This window comes from Pseudomonas sp. MH10 (assembly GCF_034353045.1).
Taxonomy (GTDB): domain Bacteria; phylum Pseudomonadota; class Gammaproteobacteria; order Pseudomonadales; family Pseudomonadaceae; genus Aquipseudomonas.
On the sequence record NZ_CP133783.1, the window covers coordinates 3,512,463 to 3,536,284 of the forward strand.

Consider the following 23,822-nt stretch of genomic DNA (forward strand, 5'->3'; position numbering starts at 1 on the left):
ACTCTCCAGACGCAATCCATAACGCCCGCTGTCACGCGCGTTCCCCTTGACCCGGCGCATGCACGGCGCCACCCTGACGCCTATTTTAAGGCCGTCGCGGCCCCATACCCATCAGAGGATTTTGCCCATGAGCGTTCGCCTAGGAATTGTCATGGACCCCATCGAGCGCATTTCCTATAAAAAGGACAGCTCGCTGGCCATGCTCCTTGCCGCCCAGGCTCGCGGTTGGACGCTGTTCTATATGGAGCAGCAAGACCTGTACCAAAACGCCGGGCAAGCCCGCGCGCGCATGAAACCGCTTAAAGTCTTCGCTGACCCGGCACATTGGTTCGAGCTGGAAGCCGAAATCGACGCCGGCCTGGATGACCTGGACGTGATCCTGATGCGCAAGGATCCACCGTTCGACATGGAATTTGTTTACGCCACGTACCTGCTGGAGCAAGCCGAGCGTTCGGGCGTGTTGGTGGTCAACCGTCCGCAAAGCCTGCGCGACTGCAACGAGAAGCTGTTCGCCACGCTGTTTCCACAGTGCACGCCGCCGACATTAGTCAGCCGTCGTGCGGATATTCTGCGTGGATTTGCTGATTTGCACGGCGACGTGATTCTGAAACCGCTGGACGGCATGGGCGGCACCTCGATCTTCCGCCACCGCGTTGGCGACCCGAACCTGTCGGTGATTCTCGAAACCCTCACAGCCAACGGCACCCAGCAAATCATGGCCCAGGGTTATCTGCCTGCGATCAAGGACGGCGACAAACGCATCCTGATGATTGACGGCGAACCGGTGCGGTACTGCCTGGCGCGCATCCCGGCCGCTGGCGAAACCCGAGGCAACCTCGCCGCCGGTGGCCGAGGCGAAGCCCGCCCATTGACCGAACACGACCGCTGGATCGCCGCCGAAGTAGGCCCCACCCTGCGCGAAAAAGGCCTGTTGTTCGTAGGCCTCGACGTCATCGGCGAACACCTCACCGAAATCAACGTCACCAGCCCAACCTGCATCCGCGAAATCGACAATGCCTATGGCACCAATATCGGCTCAATGCTGATGGATGCGATTGAAGGGAAGTTAAAGGCGAAATAACACCTCCAACTATGGGACCGAATTCATTCGGGAAAGCCGCTACACGGTGTATCAGACCGACCGCTTCGTCTGCTTCCCGAATGAATTGGGTCCCACAAAAATGCAGCTTGTAGGCTCACCCACCAGCCAGTGCGCTATCATGCGCGCCCTGTGAAACGCGGAATGTGATGCTGACTTGCCGATGAACGCTTTGGCTGACGATATGCCCCCCGAATTCTCCCGCAGCGGCGTGCGCCCGGCTGATCGGCTGGGGTTCACCTTGATGATTGCGGCGCTGATTCATGTGGCGCTGATCCTCGGTGTGGGCTTTACCTTCGTCAAACCGCAGGACATCAGCCGAACGCTGGAAATCACCCTCGCCACGTTCGTCAGCCAGGCCCCACCGAAGCAGGCAGATTACCTCGCTCAGGACAATCAGCAGGGCAGCGGCACGCTGGATAACAAGGCGATTCCGAAAACCACCGAAATCGCACCGTTTCAGGACACCAAGATCAATAAGGTGACGCCGCCGCCCGCTGCCGTTAAGCCGGTCGAGAAGCAAGAAGCGCCAAAAACTGCCGTGGCCACCAAGGCGCAGAAAGCCCAGAAGACCGTGATCAAGCACGAAGAGGTCAAGGAAGAGCCGGTGGCCAAGGCGGCGCCGACCTTTGACAGCGCTGAGCTGTCCACCGAGATCTCCAGCCTGGAAGCGGAGCTGTCCAACGAACAGCAGCTGTACGCCAAGCGACCCAAGATCCAGCGCCTCAACGCCGCGTCGACCATGCACGACAAAGGTGCCTGGTATAAAGAAGACTGGCGCAAGAAAATCGAACGCATCGGCAACCTCAACTACCCTGAAGAAGCACGCCGCCAACAGATACGCGGCAATTTGCGGATGATGGTGTCGATTAATCGCGACGGATCGATCTACGAAATGTTGGTACTGGAGTCTTCCGGCCAACCGCTGCTTGATCAGGCGGCGCAGCGCATTGTGCGGTTGGCAGCGCCATTTTCGCCGTTCACCGGCGATCTTGCTGACATCGACCGTCTGGAGATTATTCGGACATGGAAGTTCACCAACGACAAGCTGTCCAGTAACTGACCACCTAGCCGATTAGCCAGTTGTCAGGTCTGCCGACCAGCGCCACACTAGGGCTCATGAAAAACGTCTCCGCTAGCTACCTCAAGCATCACTTCCTGATCGCCATGCCACACATGGCCGATCCGAACTTCGTTCAGACACTGACCTACGTTGTCGAACACAACGCCGAAGGCGCCATGGGCATTGTTATCAACCGCCCACAGAACCTGAATCTGGCGGATGTGCTTGAGCAGTTGCGTCCGGAAATCGATCCGCCCGCGCGCTGCCAATACATTCCTATCCTGACTGGCGGGCCGGTGCAGACTGACCGTGGTTTTGTGTTGCACCCCCCAGGGCAAGTGTTCCAAGCCACGCTGGACTTGGGTGACCTGGCACTGTCGACGTCTCAAGATGTGTTGTTTTCCATCGCTGACGGTCACGGTCCGGAAAAAAGCGTCATTGCCCTTGGCTACGCGGGTTGGGATGCCGGGCAATTGGACGCTGAGCTCTCGGCCAACGCCTGGCTGACCTGTCCGTTTGATCCCGCCATCCTGTTCGACATGCCGATGGAGCTGCGTCTCAACGCGGCTGCTGCGCGTCTGGGCGTCAACCTGAGCTTATTGACCAGTCAGGCGGGCCACGCCTGATGGCGGGACTTCGCCTATTGCTGGGTTTCGATTACGGCACTAAACAGATCGGCGTGGCAGTGGGTCAAACCATCACCGGCCAAGCCCGCGAGCTGTGCATCTTGAAGGCGCAAAACGGCATCCCGGATTGGGACAAAGTCGAGGCGCTGGTGCGTGAATGGAAGCCCGATGCAATCGTCGTCGGCTTGCCGCTGAACATGGACGGCACGCCGAGCGAGATGAGCGCCCGTGCTGAAAAGTTCTCGCGCCGGCTCAACGGCCGCTACAACCTCCCGGTGTTTACCCACGATGAGCGCCTGACCACCTTCGAGGCCAAAGGCGAACGCCAGGCCCGAGGCGGTCAAAAAGGCACGTATCGTGATAACCCGGTGGACGCCATTGCCGCAGCACTGCTGTTACAAGGCTGGCTGGACGCCAACGGCGCGCTGTTCGACGCTTGATTGCCACCCCGCTTGATTGAACCACCCGAATCCAGTTTCAGCCTGAGCGACACGCGTCGACGACGCTCAGGCCCTTGAAGGAGCAACCATGAGCCTGCCCAATCCCGCCGCACTGATCAGCCAGATGGCCGTTGATCTCACGGCTCATTTAAACAAACGCGGCATCAATGAACCGCGCTTTATTGGCATTCGCACGGGCGGCATCTGGGTGGCTCAAGCGTTACTCAACGAACTGGGCAACCAGTCACCGCTGGGCACACTGGATGTTTCGTTCTATCGGGACGACTTCAGCCAGAACGGCTTGCACCCACAAGTGCGCCCGTCGGCGCTGCCGTTCGAGATCGAAGGCCAGCACTTGGTGTTGATCGATGACGTGTTGATGAGTGGCCGCACCATTCGCGCAGCGCTCAACGAGCTGTTCGATTATGGCCGCCCTGCCAGCGTGACCCTGGTTTGCCTGCTCGACCTCAACGCCGGGGAGCTGCCGATTGCCCCCAACGTGGTCGGCGCGACCTTGTCGCTGGGGCCGGACGAACGAGTAAAGCTGTTGGGCCCAACGCCCCTCGCGCTTGAATATCAAAACCTTTGCGCCGCCCTCTAGCCCTTCATAAAGAGTCTTTGCGATGACGCCTCTCGACGCCAAGCGACCGCTGCAGCTCAATCATCAGGGCCAGTTGCGCCACTTCCTTTCGCTCGATGGTTTACCCCGCGAGCTGCTGACTGAAATTCTCGACACCGCCGACTCGTTTCTCGAAGTCGGTGCCCGCGCGGTTAAAAAGGTTCCACTGCTGCGCGGTAAGACCGTGTGCAACGTGTTCTTCGAAAACTCGACCCGCACCCGCACCACGTTCGAATTGGCGGCTCAGCGGCTGTCAGCGGACGTAATCACGCTAAACGTCTCCACCTCATCGACAAGTAAGGGTGAAACCCTGTTCGACACCCTGCGCAACCTTGAGGCCATGGCCGCCGACATGTTCGTCGTGCGCCACGGCGACTCGGGCGCCGCGCACTTCATTGCGGAGCACGTGTGCCCTGATGTCGCGATCATCAATGGCGGCGACGGCCGTCACTCGCACCCGACCCAAGGCATGCTCGACATGCTGACGATTCGTCGGCACAAGGGCGGGTTTGAAAACCTGTCCGTGGCCATCGTCGGCGACATCCTGCATTCACGGGTCGCGCGCTCGAACATGATTGCGCTTAAAGCGCTTGGCTGCCCGGACATCCGGGTGATCGCGCCGAAAACCTTGCTGCCGGTGGGCATTGAACAATATGGGGTCAAAGTCTTCACCGACTTGGCCACCGGTTTGAAAGACGTGGACGTGGTGATCATGCTGCGCCTGCAACGTGAACGCATGCAGGGCGGCCTGTTACCGAGCGAAGGTGAGTTTTATCGCCTGTTCGGCCTGACCACCGGCCGCCTCGCCGGTGCCAAACCGGATGCCATCGTCATGCACCCCGGCCCGATCAATCGCGGGGTAGAGATTGAGTCAGCGGTGGCCGACGGCGCGCAGTCGGTGATCCTGAATCAAGTCACCTACGGCATCGCCATTCGCATGGCCGTGTTGTCCATGGCCATGAGTGGGCAAACCGCGCAACGTCAATTCGAGCAGGAGATTGCCCAGTGAAGCTCAGCATCCTCGGCGCTCGCGTCATTGATCCCACCAGCGGTTTGGACCAAGTGATCGACCTGCACCTGCACGGCGGCAAGATCATCGCCATCGGCGAGGCCCCGCCAGGGTTCGCCGCCGTCCAGGTCATTGATGCCAAGGGTTTGGTCGCCGCACCCGGCCTGGTTGACCTCAGCGTCGCCCTGAGTGAGCCGGGTTATAGTCGCAAAGGCACGATTGCCAGCGAAACCCAGGCCGCTGCTGCCGGTGGTGTAACCAGCCTGTGCTGCCCGCCCCGGACCAAACCCGTACTGGACACCTCTGCCGTCGCGGAGCTAATCCTCGACCGCGCTCGAGAAGCGGGCAACTGCAAAGTGTTTCCCATTGGCGCCTTTAGCAAGGGGCTGGAAGGTGAGCAACTGGCGGAACTGGTGGCATTGCGCGATGCCGGTTGCGTTGCATTTGGCAACGGCCTGGACAGCTTCCAGAACACCCGGACCTTATGCCGGGCGATGGAGTACGCCGCGACGTTCGACCTGACCGTTATTTTTCACTCTCAAGATCATGATCTGGCAGCGGGCGGGCTGGCACACGAAGGCGCGACCGCGAGCTTCCTCGGCTTGCCGGGCATCCCGGAAACCGCCGAAACCGTGGCCTTGGCGCGCAACCTATTGTTGGTGGAGCAAAGCGGCGTCCGTGCGCACTTCAGCCAGTTGACCAGCGCCCGTGGCGTCGAATTGATTGCCCAGGCGCAAGCCCGAGGCCTGCCGGTCACCGCCGACGTGGCGATGTATCAGCTGATTCTCACCGACGAGGCACTGATCGACTTCTCCAGCCTGTATCACGTCCAACCGCCGCTGCGCACCCGCGCCGACCGCGAAGGCTTGCGTGAAGCGGTAAGGTCCGGCGTGGTCCAAGCCATCTCCAGCCACCACCAACCCCATGAACGCGACGCCAAGCTTGCACCCTTTGGTGCCACCGAACCGGGCATCAGCAGCGTTGAGTTGCTGTTGCCGTTGGCACTAACGTTGGTGCAAGACGGCCTGCTTGACCTGCCCACCTTGCTGGCACGCCTCAGCGCGGGCCCGGCCGCGGCATTGCGCTTGCCAGTGGGTCAGTTGAGCGTGGGAAGCGCGGCGGACATTGTGCTGTTCGACCCGACATCCTCGACAGTGGCGGGTGAAACCTGGTTGTCCAAAGGTGAAAACTGCCCTTTCATTGGGCATTGCCTGCCCGGTGCGGTGCGTTACACCGTGGTAGATGGCCGGGTTAGCTACAGCGCTTGATGGGGCGCTTCGCCAACACGTGGGCTACATAAGATGCGATATGCCTGCAGGACCGAATTTATTCGCGAAGCAGGCGACGCGGATTGTCTGATAGACCGCGCCGCTGGGTAAAAAGATAAACCTGCAGGAGAGTCCGCCACGTCTTCGGCGCCGCGCTGTCGCGCAGCAAACTGGGTGGCACTTGGTGTGGCTTGAGGTTGCAGGGTGTCAGGACTGAAGCCTTCCCGAATAAATTCGGTCCCACAGTTTTGGCGCCGCACAGATTTCTGTAGGCGCTGCCGAAGGCTGCGATCAGGTCCGAAGGACCTTCGCCAACACGTTGGCTCCTACAGACCCTCTAGCCCTCTCGTGCGTTCTTCATGGAGATCTGTTCATTCAGGGTCCAGAAGTCATAGAGCACGCCCAACAGAAACAACCCGCCAGTAAAGAAATAGACAATCCCACTGATCCATTTGCCTTGGTACAGCCGGTGCACACCGAACACGCCGAGAAAAGTCAGCAGCACCCAAGCGACGTTGTAATCAGTTGAGCCCGCGTTAAACCGCAGGTCGGCGTCGCGGTCCATCGACGGGATCAAAAACAGGTCGATAAGCCAACCAATCCCCAGCAAACCAAACGTAAAAAACCAAATGGTGCCGGTGACTGGCTTGCCGTAGTAGAAACGATGCGATCCTGTGAAGCCGACGATCCACAACAAATATCCGAGGAGTTTGCTGTGGGTGTCTTGGGGTTGAAGGTCTTGCCGATAGGTGTTCATTCACTGCCTCTTTCAAGCCGATAGAAAAAAATATCCGTAATTTGTGTGACTTTAATTTGCAGACCTGACGTATGGCGTGCGGCTTCGACCTCCGCTGTAAGTCTTTGTTTCAGCGGCTTTGCTCAAATTGATGTGACACATTACCGCAACAATCCTATGGGTCTTGGTGTAAAAGTTTCGACAAACGGGGTCAGAATCATCGAAAAAGCTGTTATAAAGTTGCGCGTTGACCAATAAGAGCCCTGCCGAATGCGTCCATTTTTCAAGACATGGCTAACCATCTGCCTATTTATGCCACTGGCCGCCCACGCCACCAACCGTGAGCAACAACTACCGCCGAGTTTTAACGGCCACGCTCCGAAATCTCATTCTTCGATCGTTACCACGGCTTCAAAAACACCTGAAGCGAGCGAAAAAGTTAAGCCTGGGAAGGTTGCTTCCGGGAAAACCGCTCAGAAGAAAACCACCAAACAAACCAAATCTTCCAAATCTTCCAAGCAAGCCTCCACTTCCAAGCACAGCAAGACCTCCAACCAGGCTTCTCGCCATTCCGCTCATGGCAAATCATCCGTTGCCTCGATAGCGCCGCCTCAAATGGGCGCCAAGCAGAGCAGCGTCGTGTTGAGCCGGGCGGTGAATGTCCTTGGAACTCCTTATCATTGGGGCGGTAGTAGCCCAAGCAAAGGGTTTGATTGCAGTGGCTTGGTTAAATACGCTTTTCGTGACGTGAATTCAGCTGATTTGCCACGCACCTCCAACGCAATGGCTGAAGGTCATGGGCAGAAGGTTGAACGCAAGGATTTGAAGCCAGGCGATTTGCTGTTTTTCAACATCAAGGGCCATCAGGTGAATCACGTTGCTATTTACCTGGGCAACGATCGCTTTATCCATGCGCCACGCCGGGGTAAGGCCGTAACCATTGACTCGCTGCGCAAACCGTATTGGGAAGACCACTACGTGCTTGCCAAGCGCGTTCTGCCGAAACAAGGTTCACAATCGACGCTGCGCATCAGCCAACGTTGATTCGCTAGCGGCTCCAAGCCGCAGCGGTGATGCGCCGAAGACTCCTTCGGCGCATCGTTCCCTCTCTAAATCCCTAAGCACGCACATGGCGCCCTAGAAATTGTCCGGGGTCTTGGCTTTTTCGCGCGCGCTTTCGCGGGTCACCAAGCCTTTGTTGACCAGATCCTTCAGGCACATGTCCAACGTCTGCATACCCAATGAACCACCGGTCTGGATCGACGAGTACATCTGCGCCACTTTATCTTCGCGAATCAGGTTACGAATGGCCGCCGTGCCAATCATGATTTCGTGAGCCGCAATCCGCCCGCCGCCGACTTTCTTCAGCAGTGTCTGGGAGATCACCGCCTGCAACGATTCGGACAACATCGAGCGCACCATGGACTTCTCTTGCGCCGGGAACACGTCAACCACACGGTCGATGGTTTTCGCCGCAGAGGTGGTGTGCAGCGTGCCGAAGACCAAGTGACCGGTTTCAGCGGCAGTCAATGCCAGCCGAATGGTTTCGAGGTCGCGCATTTCACCGACGAGGATGACGTCCGGGTCTTCCCGCAGCGCCGAACGCAACGCCTCGGCGAAACCCAAGGTGTCGCGATGCACTTCACGCTGGTTGACCAGGCACTTCTTCGATTCGTGAACGAACTCGATAGGGTCTTCGATGGTGAGGATGTGGTGGTGTTTGGTGCTGTTCAGGTAATCGATCATCGCCGCGAGAGTAGTGGATTTCCCTGAACCGGTCGGTCCGGTGACCAATACCAGCCCGCGCGGGACATCGGTAATCTTGCGAAACACTTCTCCCATGCCCAGATCGTCCATGCTCAGGACCTTGGAGGGGATGGTCCGAAACACCGCACCGGCGCCGCGATTCTGGTTGAAAGCGTTGACCCGAAAGCGCGCAACGCCAGGCACATCGAAGGAAAAGTCTGTTTCCAGAAACTCCTCGAAATCCTTACGCTGCTTGTCGTTCATGATGTCGTAAATCAAATTTTGGACCGTTTTCTGGTCCAAAGCCGGCAGATTGATACGCCGTACATCACCGTCGACACGAATCATCGGTGGCAGGCCAGCGGATAAATGCAAATCTGACGCGCCCTGCTTGGCACTGAAGGCCAGCAGCTCGGTAATATCCATAAAGCTCCCCAATCACATAGAATGCCGCAGACTTTAGCCCTGCTGGCGCAAATCAATGTCCACGATAGCAGACAACGTTTCCCAAGTTGATGAGCGAATTCGCGCTGCGGCCCTTGTGGCGCAACGGGATCCAAGCACAATTAACCTGTTGGCCGTAAGCAAGACCAAACCCGCGGCTGCCTTGCGCGAAGCATTCGCCGCCGGTCTAAGCGATTTTGGCGAGAATTACCTGCAAGAAGCCCTGAGCAAACAGCTCGAATTGGCGGACCTGCCCTTGTGTTGGCATTTCATCGGCCCCATTCAATCGAACAAGACTCGTGCTATTGCCGAGCACTTCGCTTGGGTGCATTCCGTGGATCGCTTGAAAATTGCACAACGGCTGTCTGAACAACGTCCTGCTGAACTGCCTGCGCTCAACATCTGTATTCAAATCAATGTCAGCGGCGAAGCGAGCAAGTCTGGCTGTACGCCTGAAGACCTACCTGCGCTGGCGGCGGCCATCAGTGCGCTGCCGCGCTTGAAACTGCGTGGGCTGATGGCGATCCCTGAACCCACGGACGACGTTTCGGCTCAACACGCTGCGTTTGCTGCCGTGAGCAGCCTGCAACAGAGTCTGAACCTGCCGCTGGACACACTGTCGATGGGCATGAGCCACGACTTGGAGGCCGCCATCGCACAAGGCGCCACCTGGGTTCGGATCGGCACCGCCCTGTTTGGCGCCCGCGACTACGGCCAGCCATAACCCCTTTGCTAACAGGAAGCCAGTGATGAGCACGACTCGTATTGCCTTTATCGGTGCCGGCAACATGGCCACCAGCCTGATCGGCGGGCTGCGCGCCCAAGGCGTGGACGCCGCGTTGATTCGAGCCAGTGACCCGAGCGCCGAGACCCGCGCCAAGGTCGCCGCCGAACACGGTATTGAACTCTTCGCCAATAACGCCCAAGCCATTGAAGGCGCGGACGTAGTTCTGATTGCCGTCAAACCGCAAATGATGAAAGCGATGTGCATCGCTCTGCGCCCAACTCTGAAGCCCCATCAGTTGGTGGTGTCGGTCGCCGCGGGGATCACAAGCGCGAGCATGAATAACTGGTTGGGTGATCACCCGATCGTGCGTTGTATGCCGAACACTCCAGCGCTGTTGCGTCAGGGCGTGAGCGGTTTGTTCGCCACTGACAAAGTGTCTAGCGAACAACGGGCGCAAGCCGAACAATTGCTCTCGGCGGTCGGGATCGCGTTGTGGCTCGACGAGGAAAAACAACTGGATGCGGTCACGGCCGTGTCTGGAAGCGGTCCGGCGTATTTCTTCCTGCTGATTGAAGCAATGACGGCAACGGCCGAGAAACTCGGCTTGCCACGAGAGATAGCCGTTCAACTGACCAAGCAGACGGCCCTGGGTGCCGCGCTGATGGTCACGGGCAGCGATGTTGATGCTGCTGAGCTGCGACGCCGCGTGACCTCGCCTGCGGGCACCACAGAAGCAGCTATCAAATCATTCCAGGCTGGTGGCTTTGAAGCCCTGGTCGACACAGCACTCACTGCTGCCGCGCATCGTTCGGCAGAAATGGCCGAACAGCTGGGCAAATAAGGAACTACCGATGAATGCACTTACTGGCGCCCTGATTTTTGTTGTCCAGACCCTGGTCAGCCTGTACCTGGCCATTGTCTTGCTGCGCTTCGTTCTACAATTGGTCAAAGCCAATTTCTACAACCCGCTCTGCCAGTTCGCGGTGCGTGCCACACAACCGCTGCTCAAGCCCATCCGCCGGATAATCCCCAGCGTGTTCGGGCTGGACACCTCCTCACTGCTGCTTGCGATCATCATCCAGGCGTTATTGATGGCGCTGGTCTTGACGTTGACCTTCGGCACTATCGGCGATGTTCCACACTTGTTGATCTGGTCGATCATTGGCGTCACCTCGCTGTTCCTGAAAATCTTTTGGGTCGCGATGATCGTCATGGTGATCGTCTCCTGGGTCGCACCTGGCAGCCATAACCCGGCGGCAGAACTGGCCTATCAGATCAGCGAGCCGGTGCTGGCGCCGTTCCGTCGCTTGATACCGAACCTGGGCGGCATGGACATTTCGCCGATTTTCGCCTTTATCGCGATTCAAGTGATCCAGTCCTACGTGATGCCTCCCTTGGCCACCTATGCACAGATGCCAGACGTGTTGTGGCGCCTGATTTGATAGTGCAGCAAAGGCCTGAGTTTGCAGCGTGTCAGGACTGAAGCTTCCCGAATAAATTCGGTCCCACGGATTCCGGAGATGCGCAGATTTTTGTAGGAGCGGCCGAAGGCTGAGATGAGGTCCGAAGGGCCTTCGCCAACCAGTTGGCTCCTACAGAAATAGCGGTGTCAGGTCCAGAATCTGCGTTTGCTTGCCGCTAGGGGCAGCGGTCTTTAGACTTACGCCTCATTTATGCGAGAGCAGGATCGATGCCCACGGTCTTCCCCCCCGATTCTGTTGGACTGGTAACGCCGCAAATGGCGCATTTCAGCGAACCACTGGCCTTGGCCTGCGGTCGCTCGCTGCCCGCTTACGACTTGATTTACGAAACCTACGGCGAGCTCAACGCTGCGGGCAGCAACGCCGTGCTGGTGTGCCACGCGCTGTCTGGTCACCACCATGCGGCGGGGTTTCATAGCGTCGATGAGCGTAAGCCCGGCTGGTGGGACAGCTGCATCGGGCCCGGCAAGCCCATCGACACCAGCAAATTCTTCGTCGTCAGCCTGAATAACCTGGGCGGCTGTAACGGCTCCACCGGCCCCAGCAGCATCAATCCCGAGGCCGGCAAGCCGTTCGGTGCCGACTTTCCGGTGCTGACGGTGGAAGATTGGGTCCACAGCCAGGCGCGTCTTGCTGACCGGCTGGGAATTGCGCAATGGGCGGCAGTTGTAGGCGGCAGTCTGGGCGGCATGCAAGCGCTGCAATGGACCATCAGTTTTCCCGAGCGGATTCGCCATTGCCTGGCGATTGCGTCGGCGCCAAAACTGTCCGCGCAAAACATCGCGTTCAATGAAGTGGCGCGGCAAGCGATTCTCTCCGACCCCGAATTCCATGGCGGGTATTTCCAAGAACACGGGGTTATTCCCAAGCGCGGCCTGATGTTGGCGCGGATGGTGGGGCACATCACGTACCTGTCCGATGACTCCATGGGCGAGAAATTCGGCCGGGGCTTGAAAAGCGAAAAGCTCAACTACGACTTCCACAGCGTCGAGTTTCAGGTTGAAAGCTACCTGCGCTACCAAGGTGAAGAGTTCTCTGGCCGCTTCGACGCCAACACCTACCTGTTGATGACCAAAGCGTTGGACTATTTTGACCCGGCGGCCAATCACGGCGACAACCTGGCGCTGACTCTCGCCGGGGCCAAGGCCGATTTCTGCGTGATTTCTTTCACCACCGACTGGCGATTCTCGCCGGCCCGCTCGCGGGAACTCGTGGATGCGCTAATGGCTGCGAAAAAGAATGTCTGTTATCTGGAGATCGACGCCCCCCAAGGCCATGACGCCTTCCTGATTCCGATCCCGCGCTACTTGCAGGCCTTCACCAGCTATATGAACCGAATTGCACTCTGAGGAAACCATGAGAGCCGACCTGGAAATCATCCAAGACTGGATCCCTGCCGGTAGCCGAGTGCTCGACCTCGGTTGCGGTGATGGCGAGCTGCTGGCCTGGCTGCGCGACAACAAACAAGTCACCGGTTACGGCCTTGAAAACGACGCCGACAACATCGCGCTGTGCGTGAGCAAAGGCGTCAACGTCATTGAGCAAGACCTGGACAAAGGTCTCGGCAACTTCGCCAGCAACAGCTTTGACATCGTGGTCATGACTCAGGCGCTGCAGGCGGTGAGCTACCCGGACCGAATCCTGGACGAGATGCTGCGGGTGGGCCGCCAATGCATCATCACCTTCCCCAACTTCGGCCATTGGCGCTGCCGTTGGTACTTGGCAAGCAAGGGCCGGATGCCGGTTTCGGACTTTCTGCCGTACACCTGGTACAACACGCCGAACATCCACTTCTGCACCTTCGAAGACTTCGAAGCGTTGTGCCGTGGCCGCGACGCTCGGGTTATTGACCGGTTGGCCGTCGATCAGCAGCATCGTCACGGATGGGCCAGCAAGCTATGGCCTAATCTCTTGGGTGAGATCGGGATCTACCGCGTCAGCAGCCCTGGCCTGCAAGATCACCAGATCGCGATATAGCTCCTACAGGGGTTATTACATTAATAAGGAGAATATTCATGCGCCGCTTAGCCCTGTTTCTCTGCGCTTTATGCCTCGCTTTACCGGCCATCGCCGCAGACTACGCCAAACCCGAACGTAAAGAAGTCTTCGGTGAAACGACCGTGTATTACAGCGCGATCACCTCCAGTTATTTGCAGCCCGATGTAGCCGCCGCAGCCGGGCTGATCCGAAGCAAGAATCAAGGCGTGTTGAACATTGCGGCCATCAAGGCGGGAAAACCCCTGATCGCGAACGTAACCGGCACCGTGAAAGACCTGACTGGGCGTAACCTCGCACTGACGTTCAAGCAGATCGCCGAAAACGATGCGGTGTATTACATCGCGCAATTCCCGATTGTGCAGCAAGAAACCCTGACCTTCTCCATCAACGTCAAAGCTGGCGAAGAAACCCACAGTCTCAGCTTCGATCAAGAACTTTTCCCAGGCGAATGATGAATTTCACGCAACTCGTTTTGGCCAGCCATAACGCCGGCAAACTCAAAGAACTCCAAGCCATGCTTGGCGGCTCTGTGCAATTGCGCTCCATCGGCGAATTCAGCGACGTCGAGCCGGAAGAAACCGGTTTGTCATTTGTCGAAAACGCGATTCTCAAAGCGCGCAACGCGGCGAGAATCTCCGGGTTGCCGTCCTTGGCCGATGACTCAGGGCTGGCGGTGGATTTTCTCGGCGGCGCCCCGGGCATCTATTCGGCGCGCTACGCCGATGGCCAAGGCGATGCCGCCAACAACGCCAAATTGCTGGAAGCACTCAAAGACGTGCCGCTTGAGCAGCGCGGGGCACAGTTCGTTTGCGTGCTGGCGCTGGTTCGACATGCTGATGACCCATTGCCGATCCTGTGTGAAGGCCTGTGGCAGGGGCGCATTTTGACCGCCGCCAGTGGCGAACACGGCTTCGGCTATGACCCGCTGTTTTGGGTGCCGGAGCGCGATTGCTCCAGCGCCGAACTCAGTCCGGCGCAGAAAAACCAACTCAGCCACCGTGCACGCGCCATGGTGTTGCTACGTCAGCGTCTGGGTTTGAAATGACACAAGATTCGTCCGTACAGCCGCTGTTTTTGGGCGAGGCGGGATTTTCGTCGCAAGCGCCTCGGATCGCACTGCCGCATCTGCCGCCGCTGGCTTTGTACATTCATATCCCGTGGTGCGTGCGTAAATGCCCGTATTGCGACTTCAACTCGCACACCGCCAGCCCGGTATTACCGGAGCAGGACTACGTTGATGCGTTGCTGGCGGACCTTGATCAAGACCTGCCACACGTTCATGGTCGCGAGCTGAGTTCGATCTTTTTTGGTGGCGGCACGCCGAGTTTGTTCAGTGCTGATGCCTTAGGTCGTCTGCTCAAGGGCGTTGAGCAACGTATTGGTTTTGCCAGCGACATCGAAATCACGCTAGAAGCCAATCCCGGTACGTTTGAGCAGGCCAAATTCAGCGCCTATCGCGGCTTGGGCATCAATCGACTGTCCATCGGCATTCAGAGCTTTCAAGAAGAGAAACTAAAGGCGCTGGGCCGCATTCATAACGGCGACGAAGCGATTCGCGCCGCTGACATGGCACGTCAGGCGGGTTTCGATAACTTCAATTTGGACCTGATGCATGGCTTGCCCGATCAGTCACAGGACGACGCGCTCGGCGACTTACGCCAAGCTATTGCGCTGGCACCGACTCATCTGTCCTGGTACCAACTGACCCTTGAGCCGAACACGGTGTTCTGGAATCAGCCGCCGACCTTGCCGGAAGACGACATTCTTTGGGACATCCAAGAAGCTGGGCAAGCGCTGCTGGCCGAACACGGTTACGCCCAATACGAAGTGTCGGCCTACGCCCAACCCGGAAAAGCCGCACGGCATAACCTGAATTACTGGAGCTTCGGCGATTTCATCGGGATCGGCGCAGGTGCCCACGGCAAACTCAGCCATCCAGACGGCCGTATCGTGCGCACCTGGAAGACCCGACTGCCCAAGGACTACCTGAACCCGGACAAAGCCTTCAAGGCGGGAGAGAAGCTGGTCAGCCTCGAAGAAATGCCCTTCGACTTCCTGATGAACGCGCTACGCCTGACAAATGGGGTCGCCGCCGAGCTATTTCCCCAACGTACCGGTCTAAGCCTCGACACGCTGGCCGACGCCCGTAAACAAGCTGAACAGCGTGGCCTTTTGAGCACTGACCCGACGCGACTGGTTGCCAGCCCGCAGGGTCAGTTGTTTTTGAATGACTTGCTGCACTATTTTTTGCTCTAAGGACTTTTTGTATGGATCTTGTACTCGACCTGCTGGCTACCGTTTCGCGTTGGAGCCGCAGTAACCTCTCCGAAATCTCGCTGGCATTGGTCGGTTGCCTGCTGGTGTTGTTCGGTTCGGATATCAAGGGCTGGATCGACGGGCGCATCAGCGGATTCGCCGGCGCGTTGCGGATACCGGTGATGGCGTTGCTGTGCACCATCGGCAGCGGACTAGCGCTGATCTATGCCACCCCGTGGGTGATTCGGGGCCTGAGCCAATTCAACAACTACAGCCTGGCGCCGGTGCTGTTGGTGGTGCTGGTACTGATCGGGGTTATCGCGGATCGCCGCTAAGTGCTACACAAATAATCCGGTGGGAGGGGCGACCACGTCTTCGACGCGGCGCTTTCGCGCAGCAAACACCGAACGACGGTAGAGCTGCCGAAAGACTCACGCCGCCGCTCATTCTGTGGGAGCAGGTTTGCCTGCGAAGAGGTCCGTCATCGCGCCACTGATGTCGACTTGACGCCCGGGTCGCCTGCAATGACGCTTTCGTTGGCAAGCCAACTTCCCACAGAGGACTTCGGCTCCCACAGATTTTTTACAGCCAACCAAAATATTCCAACAAACAACACGTTATGTGTTGTTTGATCGAAATTTGTGTCGTTAGACAGCAAGCTTCTCGAACTTCAAATCCCACACGCCGTGCCCGAGCTTTTCACCCCGGCGTTCGAACTTGGTGATGGGGCGTTCGGTCGGGCGTGGCACACATTTGCCATCTTCGGCCTGGTTGCGATAACCCGGCGCAACGTTCATCACTTCCAGCATGTACTCGGCATACGGTTCCCAATCGGTGGCCATGTGCAAAATACCGCCGACCTTCAGCTTGCTGCGCACCAGTTCAGCGAAATCTGGCTGAACGATGCGACGTTTGTGATGGCGGCTTTTGTGCCATGGGTCCGGGAAAAACAGCATCAGGCGGTCAAGGCTGTTATCAGCGATGCAACGGTTGAGCACTTCAATGGCGTCGCACTCGTAGACCCGCACGTTGGTCAGACCTTGAGTCAGCACGCCATTGAGCAGCGCACCGACACCAGGGTGATGCACTTCAACCCCAATAAAATCATGCTCAGGCGAGGCCGCAGCCATTTCCAACAGCGAATGGCCCATGCCGAAGCCGATTTCCAGTGTGCGCGGCGCAGAACGGCCAAACACGTGATCGAAATCCACGGGCGCATCCACCAGCGGCAGAACGAACAGCGGTCGACCTTGGTCAAGGCCGCGTTGCTGGCCTTCGGTCATACGCCCCGCGCGCATCACGAAACTCTTGATGCGGCGGTGTTGGCGCTCTTCGCCTTCTTCCGGGATCGGTGCAGCTTCTAACGAATCAGTCATCAACGAGCTCTTACTTGATCAGGCCATCCAGCGGCGAGGAGGCGCTGGCATAGAGTTTTTTCGGCATCCGGCCAGCGAGGTACGCCAGACGACCAGCGACAATCGCGTGCTTCATGGCTTGGGCCATCATCACCGGGTTTTGAGCGTGGGCGATGGCCGAGTTCATCAGAACCGCCTCACAGCCCAGCTCCATGGCGATGGTCGCGTCGGATGCGGTACCGACACCTGCGTCGACCAGCACCGGCACTTTGGCTTCTTCGAGGATGATTTGCAGGTTGTACGGATTGCAAATGCCCAGTCCGGTACCAATCAGGCCCGCGAGGGGCATGACCGCGATACAGCCGATTTCAGCCAACTGACGGGCGATGATCGGATCATCACTGGTGTACACCATCACGTCGAAACCGTCTTTAACCAGAATTTCGGCGGCCTTGAGGGTTTCGATCACGTTCGGGAACAAGGTTTTCTGATCGGCCAATACTTCCAGCTTCACCAGATTTTTACCGTCGAGCAACTCACGGGCCAAGCGACAGGTGCGCACGGCCTCGATGGCGTCGTAGCAACCCGCCGTGTTCGGCAGGATGGTGTAGCGATCCGGCGGCAGGATATCCAACAGGTTCGGCTCGCCTGGGTTCTGCCCAAGGTTCGTTCGGCGAACGGCAACCGTCACAATTTCAGCGCCCGAGGCTTCGATCGCCAGACGGGTTGATTCCATATCCGGGTATTTGCCAGTGCCGACCAACAGGCGCGACTGGAACGTACGACCGGCCAGGACGAAAGGCTTATCGGTGCGAAAGTTGCTCATCGGAAATCCTCTTTAAGGTTGAGGTTCGTGCAGATTTGAAACCGGGTTAGACGGCCGCTGGTTGCTCGGCGCGGATCAACCGCCGCCGATAGCGTGGACCACTTCAACCTGATCGCCTTCGCGTAGGGTCGTGGAAACATGCTGGCTGCGCGGAACAATATCCATATTGAGTTCGACCGCGACTCTGCGTCCGGTCAGGTCCAGAAGGACGATCAACGCCGCGACGGTTTCGCCATCGGGCAGTTCAAAGGACTCGCCGTTCAATTGAATGTGCATGCGGGCAGCAGCCATCATTTTAGGGGCCAGTATTCTAGCCCGATCAGTACGTATGACCAAGGCAAAGCCGAGCCATTCGTCTCAAGCGGGGCTTGAGAGTCAGGACTCGAAGGCTTAAACCCCACCCAAGCGCCACGCCGTCAGGCCCAGCAACGCCCAACCGATCAAGAACGCCAAACCGCCGAACGGAGTGATGATGCCGAGCTGGCTGACGCCGGTCAGGGTCAACGCGTACAGGCTGCCGGAAAACAGCAGGATACCAATAGCAAACGAGATGCCTGCCCACGTCACCAGACGGCCGGGAACTTGGATCGCGATCACGGCAACCGCCAGTAAGGCCAAGGTGTGAATCAGTTGGTACAGCACGCCGGTGTGGAAAACCGCCAGGTATTCGGCGCTGAGCCGGTTCTTCAAGCCGTGGGCGGCGAACGCGCCAAGGGCTACGCCGGTGAAGCCAAAAAAAGCAGCCAGCATCAAAAAGCCACGAAACATGTCGAACTCCAGTCAACGGTTGTCATTTGCTCAGGGTCTGTATAATGGCCCGCTCAACAGCTCCGGCCAAGCCATCTCTATGCTGCGTCTCTTTTTCAATCGCCTCCTTAAAGCTCTGTTCTGGTTCGCAGCGGCCAGCGTCGTGCTGGTAGTGATCTTTCGTTGGGTGCCACCGCCAGGCACCGCGCTGATGGTTGAGCGCAAGATCGAATCCTGGTCTGACGGCCAACCGATCAACCTGCAGCGCACATGGCGGCCCTGGGACAAGATCTCCAACGACCTGAAAGTGGCGGTTATTGCGGGCGAGGATCAAAAATTCGCCGAGCATTGGGGCTTTGATGTCGAGGCAATTCAGGCGGCTATCGCGCACAACGAACTGGGCGGCTCGGTGCGAGGCGCCAGTACGCTGAGCCAGCAAGTGTCGAAAAACCTGTTTTTATGGTCGGGCCGCAGCTGGCTGCGCAAAGGGCTGGAAGTGTGGTTCACCGGCTTGATCGAAGTGTTCTGGTCCAAGCAGCGGATTCTTGAGATTTACCTCAACAGCGTCGAGTGGGACGACGGTGTGTTCGGTGCTGAAGCGGCAGCGCGGCATCACTTTGGTGTGAGTGCAGCCGCGCTCTCGACGCAACAGGCCAGCTACCTCGCCGCCGTATTGCCCAACCCCCGCGAATGGAGCGCCAGCCATCCCAGCAGCTATGTGTCCAGCCGTGCGAGCTGGATACGCCAGCAGATGCGTCAGTTGGGCGGGGATGATTATTTGGTGGGGCTGAACCATAGCCGCAAGTTTTAAACGCCAGCTCTGCGCTGATTGAACGGACTTCTTCGCAGGCAAGCCTGCTCCCACAGGTTCTGTTGACATAGATCCCGTGGGAGTTGGCTTGCCAACGAAGGGGACGCCACGGTTAAAACGAAACAACAAAAAAACGCCCCGACCATTTCTGATCGGGGCGTTTTTGTGTGTCGGCTAGCTGTTTACGCAGCGATCGACAGTTTCAGCTTGTTCATCGCGCTTTTTTCCAGCTGACGAATACGCTCAGCGGAGACGTTGTACTTCTGCGCCAGGTCGTGCAGCGTGGCTTTCTCTTCAGCCAGCCAGCGCTGATAAAGAATGTCACGGCTGCGCTCGTCGAGAACTTCCAGCGCCTGATGCAGGTTAGCGTTGGAGGTGTCGGTCCAGTCGGAGTCTTCCAACTGGCGAGCCGGGTCATAACGGTGGTCTTCCAGGTAGTTGGAAGGCGACTGGAATGCACTGTCGTCGTCCGCTTCAGCAGCAGGGTCGAACGCCATGTCGTGGCCGGTCAGACGGCTTTCCATCTCACGCACTTCGCGCGGCTCGACGCCAAGGCTTTCCGCCACGCGATGGACTTCTTCGTTATTCAACCAAGCCAAGCGTTTTTTCTGGCTGCGCAGATTGAAGAACAGTTTGCGCTGCGCCTTGGTCGTGGCGACCTTGACGATGCGCCAGTTGCGCAGAATGAATTCGTGAATTTCAGCCTTGATCCAGTGAACGGCGAACGACACCAGACGCACACCCATTTCCGGGTTGAAACGTTTGACGGCTTTCATCAAGCCAACGTTGCCTTCTTGAATCAGGTCAGCCTGTGCCAGGCCATAACCGGAATAGCTGCGTGCGATGTGCACGACAAAACGCAGGTGGGCGAGGACCATCTGCCGAGCCGCCCCAAGATCCTGCTCATAATAAAGACTCTCAGCCAGTTCACGCTCCTGCTCGGGCGTCAGCAATGGAATGCTGTTGACCGTGTGCACGTAGGCTTCCAGGTTTGCGCCTGGGACTAATGCATAAACAGGTTGCAAAGAAGTGGTCATACGAAAAAAACCTCCAACTCACATGACAGGTGCAGTTCAGCACTGCGAAATTGACCGGGGAACCAGTAGACAAGTTCCCAAAACAGCTGAAATGACAACACAAGGTAAAAAATTAACGTGGCGCCAGCTCTCTTAAGTGGCGGGCTACCGCAATCCAAGCACCGATATACCCTAACAACACGGCTCCAAGCAAGAGCGACAGACCATCGGCTGCAGGTACGCCGGCCAATGAGAAGTCACTTCCGTACAAGCCGGCGAGTCCAATTACAGCATCGTTTAACCAATTCAACCCATAAGCAAGTACGCCCCAAGACAGAAAACCTGCCCCCAGGCCATACAGCGCGCCCATATACAAAAAAGGTCTACGGACATAACTGTCTGTACCGCCGACCAATTTGATCACTTCGATCTCGGTTCGGCGATTTTCTATGTGCAGACGAATTGTGTTACCAATTACCAAAAGAAGCGCCAGCACCAACAAGACTGTCAGGCCGAAAACAAAACGGTCACCCAACTTCAGAATCGCAGCCAACCGTTCAACCCATACCAAGTCGAGCTGGGCTTGTTGCACTTTGGGCAGCTGCGCCAGACGAGCGCGCAACGCTTCAAGCGCTGATTTATCAACTTCCTGCGGCGTGACCAATACAACACCGGGAAGCGGGTTCTGCGGAAGTTCTTTAAGCGCTTCACCCAAACCCGACTGCTGCTGGAACTCAGCCAAGGCCTGATCACTGCTGATGTACTCAGCATCGGCTACGCCAGGCATGCTTTTGATCTGTTCGCGCAGTTGCTCGCCGTCACCGGCGTTGGCATCAAGGTTCAAATACAGCGAAATCTGCGCCGCACGCTGCCAGGAACCGCCTAGTCGTTCCACATTGTTCAACAACAACGACAACCCCATCGGCAAACTTAATGCGATGGCCATGACCAAACAGGTGAAAAAGCTGCCAATAGGCTGTTTGCCCAAGCGTCGCAAGCTGTCGACCATGCTGGAGCGATGCGCTTCCAGCCACGCGCTCAGCTGTGCGCTGAAATCCGGGCCATCGTCGTCATCGCGTTGTTTTTTCTTTTTCTGCGGCGTCGGCTCGGCGGCCTTGGGCGAAACCCGCTCCGACACTTTGGGGGTGCGTGTGGCACTCATACCGTCGACTCCCCGTCACCGATCAACCGACCGCGCTGCAGGGTCAGCATGCGATGGCGCATCCGAGCGATCAGCGCCAAATCGTGACTGGCGATCAACACGCTGGTGCCGAGACGGTTGATGTCTTCGAATACGCCCATGATTTCCGCTGCCAACCGTGGATCGAGGTTACCGGTGGGTTCATCCGCCAGCAGCAACGCCGGACGGTGGACGATGGCCCGGGCAATGCCGACGCGCTGCTGTTGGCCAGTGGATAAATCACCGGGGTACAGATCTGTTTTGTCCGAGAGCGCCACGCGCTCCAGGGCAGAATCGACGCGCTTGGTGACTTCGCCTTTGGACAAACCAAGAATTTGCAGGGGCAACGCAATATTGTTGAACACGGTGCGATCAGACAATAACTGGTGATTCTGGAAGACCACCCCGATCTGCCGGCGCAAATAAGGAATTTGCGCGGTGCTGATTTTGCCTAAATCCTGACCGGCCAACAGCAGCTTGCCAGTGGTCGGCCGCTCCATCGCCAGCAACAGGCGCAACAACGTGCTTTTACCGGCGCCAGAGTGGCCGGTAACGAACAAGAATTCACCGCGACGAACCCGAAAGCTCAGCTCGTGCAGGCCTACGTGACCATTTGCATAACGCTTTCCGACTTGTTCAAAACGAATCATGTGCGCTCCCGCTCGGCAAACAGAGCTTGAACAAAGGGTTCGGCTTCAAAAGTGCGTAAATCGTCGATGCCTTCACCAACGCCGATATAACGGATCGGCAATCCGAATTGCTTGGCCAGCGCGAAAATGACGCCGCCCTTGGCCGTTCCGTCGAGTTTAGTCAGTGCCAAACCGGTCAGCGTCACGGTCTGGTGGAATTGCTTGGCCTGATTGATCGCGTTTTGCCCGGTGCCAGCATCCAGCACCAACAGCACCTCATGCGGCGCCTCGGTGTCCAGCTTGCCCATGACCCGGCGCACTTTTTTCAACTCTTCCATCAGGTTGTCTTTGGTGTGCAGACGCCCGGCTGTGTCAGCAATCAGCACATCGATGCCTCGTGCCTTGGCAGCCTGTACCGCATCGAAGATAACCGAAGCCGAGTCCGCGCCCGTGTGCTGAGCGATGACCGGAATGTTGTTGCGCTCGCCCCAGACCTGTAATTGCTCTACTGCCGCTGCGCGGAAGGTGTCGCCTGCCGCCAGCATGACTTTCTTGCCTTCGAGCTGGAGTTTCTTCGCCAGCTTGCCGATGGTCGTGGTTTTGCCAGCACCGTTGACGCCCACCACCAAAATCACGAAAGGCTTTTGCTGACCGGTGATCACCAACGGTTGTTCAACCGGCTTTAGCAACGCAGTCAGCTCGTCTTGCAGTGATTTGTACAGCGCGTCACTGTCGGTTAGCTGCTTGCGCGCGACTTTCTGAGTCAGGCTTTGGATGATCACCGACGTGGCCTCAACGCCCACGTCAGCGGTCAACAAACGGGTTTCGATTTCTTCGAGCAGGTCATCGTCGATGGCCTTCTTGCCGAGAAACAGACTGGCCATGCCCTCGCCAAGGCTGGCGCTGGTTTTCGACAGGCCTTGCTTGAGGCGAGCGAAAAAACCGATTTTGCTGGCTTCGGTAGGTGCCGATTCAACCATCAAAGCCGGAACGGGAACGGGCGACGGTAAGACCGATGCTTCGGCAACGATGATCGGTTCAGCCACGACCAATGCTTCAGAAACGATGACCGGCTCAGGTGCAAGCACAGGCTCCACCGTTACCACCGGCTCAACCATCACCTCGGGCAGCGACTGCACGATTGAAGCAATCTTCTGCGCAATCGGCGGCGTAACGTGGGGTTCAAGCTCATCGATCAGCGCGACGGGCTCTTCGGCCACTGGCAACACTAGCCATGGCTTGGACGTTGGGTTTTCGGGCGCAGGCGCTTCAATCACCGCGTCTAGAAGCGGCGCGGGCACTAATGACGGCTCAACGGCCACCTGAGCCTGGTCGATGACCGGCTCGGGCGTTGCTGAAATGTCGCCTTGCGGTTGATCGGCAGCGGTTTCCTGCGACTTTTTGCGCAGCCAACCGAACAGGCCTTTCTTCTCTGCAGCCGGAGCTGGGGTCTTCTTGTCGTCGTTGGAACCAAACATGGAGGACGGCTATCTCAAGGTAGCGACGCGCCATAGCGGCGCCTCTGGAAATTCTGTCAATGGGAAACAGACTGCTTTTGTCCCGGCTTGTTCACCCGCAGCTATAGATAAGCAGCGAATGGGCTGGCCCGGAAACGTCATTTCTGCGGATTTTGTCGATGTCTAACCGGCCGCTGAAACACAAGTAACAGCATAAGTACTGCTCTAGCCGTGGTCGGCAGTCAAACGGACCAGTATCCTAGCACCTCCGCGCCCGCCTACGCTAAGT

The 23,822-nt window shown here is 57.8% G+C and carries 28 protein-coding genes; 18 read left to right on the top strand and 10 right to left on the bottom strand.

All coding sequences use genetic code 11. The annotated features are described in order from the left end of the window. Window positions 1–127 precede the first annotated feature (127 nt). The 7 genes from gshB to RHM59_RS15590 all read left to right on the top strand — a co-directional run bounded on the left by gshB (window position 128) and on the right by RHM59_RS15590 (window position 6,124). On the top strand, window positions 128–1,081 hold the full coding sequence (gshB, locus tag RHM59_RS15560) for a glutathione synthase (RefSeq protein ID WP_322224646.1): 954 nt from the start codon (window positions 128–130) through the stop codon (window positions 1,079–1,081). A 181-nt stretch (window positions 1,082–1,262) separates the two neighbouring features. After that, window positions 1,263–2,162, top strand: coding sequence for an energy transducer TonB (locus RHM59_RS15565; protein ID WP_322167061.1), 900 nt, complete (start codon window positions 1,263–1,265; stop codon window positions 2,160–2,162). A gap of 56 nt (window positions 2,163–2,218) precedes the next feature. Further along, entirely contained in the window at window positions 2,219–2,788 is a 570-nt protein-coding gene (locus tag RHM59_RS15570; protein ID WP_322167060.1) for a YqgE/AlgH family protein, read from the top strand. Continuing rightward, window positions 2,788–3,228, top strand: a complete 441-nt coding sequence (gene ruvX / locus RHM59_RS15575) for a Holliday junction resolvase RuvX (RefSeq protein WP_322224648.1) — start codon at window positions 2,788–2,790, stop codon at window positions 3,226–3,228. The genes RHM59_RS15570 and ruvX overlap by 1 nt, the downstream gene beginning before the upstream one ends. Window positions 3,229–3,316: 88 nt before the next feature. Beyond that, window positions 3,317–3,829, top strand: a complete 513-nt coding sequence (gene pyrR, locus RHM59_RS15580; protein ID WP_322167058.1) for a bifunctional pyr operon transcriptional regulator/uracil phosphoribosyltransferase PyrR — start codon at window positions 3,317–3,319, stop codon at window positions 3,827–3,829. A 22-nt stretch (window positions 3,830–3,851) separates the two neighbouring features. After that, entirely contained in the window at window positions 3,852–4,856 is a 1,005-nt protein-coding gene (locus RHM59_RS15585) for an aspartate carbamoyltransferase catalytic subunit (protein ID WP_322167057.1), read from the top strand. Next, complete coding sequence (locus RHM59_RS15590) at window positions 4,853–6,124, top strand: dihydroorotase (protein WP_322224650.1); 1,272 nt, start codon at window positions 4,853–4,855, stop codon at window positions 6,122–6,124. Before RHM59_RS15585 ends, RHM59_RS15590 begins: the two co-directional genes overlap by 4 nt. A gap of 337 nt (window positions 6,125–6,461) precedes the next feature. Here RHM59_RS15590 and RHM59_RS15595 read toward each other — a convergent pair whose 3' ends face one another. Further along, a complete protein-coding gene (locus tag RHM59_RS15595) occupies window positions 6,462–6,881 on the bottom strand; it encodes a TM2 domain-containing protein (protein WP_322167055.1) in 420 nt (139 codons plus the stop codon). Window positions 6,882–7,130: 249 nt separating this feature from the next. On the opposite strand from RHM59_RS15595, the gene RHM59_RS15600 reads away from it, so the two are divergent. Continuing rightward, window positions 7,131–7,904 carry a C40 family peptidase gene (locus RHM59_RS15600; RefSeq protein ID WP_322167054.1) on the top strand — a complete coding sequence of 258 codons (774 nt, stop codon included), beginning with the start codon at window positions 7,131–7,133 and terminating at the stop codon, window positions 7,902–7,904. 93 nt (window positions 7,905–7,997) lie between these two features. Here RHM59_RS15600 and RHM59_RS15605 read toward each other — a convergent pair whose 3' ends face one another. Then, window positions 7,998–9,032, bottom strand: coding sequence for a type IV pilus twitching motility protein PilT (locus RHM59_RS15605; RefSeq protein WP_322167053.1), 1,035 nt, complete (start codon window positions 9,030–9,032; stop codon window positions 7,998–8,000). 55 nt (window positions 9,033–9,087) lie between these two features. Between RHM59_RS15605 and RHM59_RS15610 the strand changes: the two genes are divergently transcribed. From RHM59_RS15610 to RHM59_RS15650, 9 genes are all read left to right on the top strand, one after another. Continuing rightward, the gene (locus RHM59_RS15610; protein ID WP_322224652.1) at window positions 9,088–9,774 is read left to right on the top strand and encodes a YggS family pyridoxal phosphate-dependent enzyme; all 687 of its coding nucleotides are present in this window, start codon (window positions 9,088–9,090) and stop codon (window positions 9,772–9,774) included. Between the two features lie 25 nt (window positions 9,775–9,799). Then, window positions 9,800–10,618: a pyrroline-5-carboxylate reductase gene (proC, locus tag RHM59_RS15615; RefSeq protein ID WP_322167050.1), complete on the top strand. Its 819-nt coding sequence runs from the start codon at window positions 9,800–9,802 to the stop codon at window positions 10,616–10,618. Window positions 10,619–10,628: 10 nt separating this feature from the next. Next, window positions 10,629–11,219 (top strand): YggT family protein, encoded by a 591-nt coding sequence (locus tag RHM59_RS15620; RefSeq protein ID WP_322167049.1) that lies wholly within the window; start codon window positions 10,629–10,631, stop codon window positions 11,217–11,219. Window positions 11,220–11,467: 248 nt separating this feature from the next. Then, window positions 11,468–12,607 (top strand): homoserine O-succinyltransferase MetX, encoded by a 1,140-nt coding sequence (gene metX, locus RHM59_RS15625; RefSeq protein ID WP_322167048.1) that lies wholly within the window; start codon window positions 11,468–11,470, stop codon window positions 12,605–12,607. A 7-nt stretch (window positions 12,608–12,614) separates the two neighbouring features. Further along, window positions 12,615–13,235, top strand: coding sequence for a methionine biosynthesis protein MetW (gene metW / locus RHM59_RS15630; protein ID WP_322167047.1), 621 nt, complete (start codon window positions 12,615–12,617; stop codon window positions 13,233–13,235). 38 nt (window positions 13,236–13,273) lie between these two features. Then, window positions 13,274–13,708, top strand: coding sequence for a DUF4426 domain-containing protein (locus tag RHM59_RS15635; protein ID WP_322224654.1), 435 nt, complete (start codon window positions 13,274–13,276; stop codon window positions 13,706–13,708). Further along, the gene (rdgB, locus tag RHM59_RS15640) at window positions 13,705–14,301 is read left to right on the top strand and encodes an RdgB/HAM1 family non-canonical purine NTP pyrophosphatase (RefSeq protein ID WP_322224656.1); all 597 of its coding nucleotides are present in this window, start codon (window positions 13,705–13,707) and stop codon (window positions 14,299–14,301) included. The genes RHM59_RS15635 and rdgB overlap by 4 nt, the downstream gene beginning before the upstream one ends. After that, the gene (hemW, locus tag RHM59_RS15645) at window positions 14,298–15,512 is read left to right on the top strand and encodes a radical SAM family heme chaperone HemW (protein ID WP_322167043.1); all 1,215 of its coding nucleotides are present in this window, start codon (window positions 14,298–14,300) and stop codon (window positions 15,510–15,512) included. The genes rdgB and hemW overlap by 4 nt, the downstream gene beginning before the upstream one ends. Window positions 15,513–15,523: 11 nt before the next feature. Further along, window positions 15,524–15,847, top strand: a complete 324-nt coding sequence (locus tag RHM59_RS15650; RefSeq protein WP_322167042.1) for a DUF3392 domain-containing protein — start codon at window positions 15,524–15,526, stop codon at window positions 15,845–15,847. 312 nt (window positions 15,848–16,159) lie between these two features. Here the strand turns inward: RHM59_RS15650 and trmB are convergent, their stop codons facing one another. The 4 genes from trmB to RHM59_RS15670 all read right to left on the bottom strand — a co-directional run bounded on the left by trmB (window position 16,160) and on the right by RHM59_RS15670 (window position 18,461). Further along, a complete protein-coding gene (gene trmB, locus RHM59_RS15655) occupies window positions 16,160–16,888 on the bottom strand; it encodes a tRNA (guanosine(46)-N7)-methyltransferase TrmB (protein WP_322167041.1) in 729 nt (242 codons plus the stop codon). Between the two features lie 10 nt (window positions 16,889–16,898). Next, window positions 16,899–17,693 carry a thiazole synthase gene (locus tag RHM59_RS15660; RefSeq protein ID WP_322167040.1) on the bottom strand — a complete coding sequence of 265 codons (795 nt, stop codon included), beginning with the start codon at window positions 17,691–17,693 and terminating at the stop codon, window positions 16,899–16,901. Window positions 17,694–17,768: 75 nt separating this feature from the next. Continuing rightward, window positions 17,769–17,969, bottom strand: a complete 201-nt coding sequence (gene thiS, locus RHM59_RS15665; protein WP_322170638.1) for a sulfur carrier protein ThiS — start codon at window positions 17,967–17,969, stop codon at window positions 17,769–17,771. Between the two features lie 114 nt (window positions 17,970–18,083). Beyond that, window positions 18,084–18,461, bottom strand: coding sequence for a DUF423 domain-containing protein (locus tag RHM59_RS15670; RefSeq protein WP_322224659.1), 378 nt, complete (start codon window positions 18,459–18,461; stop codon window positions 18,084–18,086). A 79-nt stretch (window positions 18,462–18,540) separates the two neighbouring features. Between RHM59_RS15670 and mtgA the strand changes: the two genes are divergently transcribed. Beyond that, on the top strand, window positions 18,541–19,251 hold the full coding sequence (gene mtgA / locus RHM59_RS15675; RefSeq protein WP_322170635.1) for a monofunctional biosynthetic peptidoglycan transglycosylase: 711 nt from the start codon (window positions 18,541–18,543) through the stop codon (window positions 19,249–19,251). Between the two features lie 182 nt (window positions 19,252–19,433). Here the strand turns inward: mtgA and rpoH are convergent, their stop codons facing one another. The 4 genes from rpoH to ftsY all read right to left on the bottom strand — a co-directional run bounded on the left by rpoH (window position 19,434) and on the right by ftsY (window position 23,554). Then, window positions 19,434–20,288, bottom strand: coding sequence for an RNA polymerase sigma factor RpoH (gene rpoH, locus RHM59_RS15680; protein WP_322167038.1), 855 nt, complete (start codon window positions 20,286–20,288; stop codon window positions 19,434–19,436). A gap of 112 nt (window positions 20,289–20,400) precedes the next feature. Continuing rightward, complete coding sequence (gene ftsX / locus RHM59_RS15685; protein WP_322167037.1) at window positions 20,401–21,429, bottom strand: permease-like cell division protein FtsX; 1,029 nt, start codon at window positions 21,427–21,429, stop codon at window positions 20,401–20,403. Continuing rightward, the gene (ftsE, locus tag RHM59_RS15690) at window positions 21,426–22,097 is read right to left on the bottom strand and encodes a cell division ATP-binding protein FtsE (protein WP_322167036.1); all 672 of its coding nucleotides are present in this window, start codon (window positions 22,095–22,097) and stop codon (window positions 21,426–21,428) included. Before ftsE ends, ftsX begins: the two co-directional genes overlap by 4 nt. Beyond that, window positions 22,094–23,554, bottom strand: coding sequence for a signal recognition particle-docking protein FtsY (ftsY, locus tag RHM59_RS15695; protein WP_322224661.1), 1,461 nt, complete (start codon window positions 23,552–23,554; stop codon window positions 22,094–22,096). Before ftsY ends, ftsE begins: the two co-directional genes overlap by 4 nt. Between the last annotated feature and the right edge of the window lie 268 nt (window positions 23,555–23,822).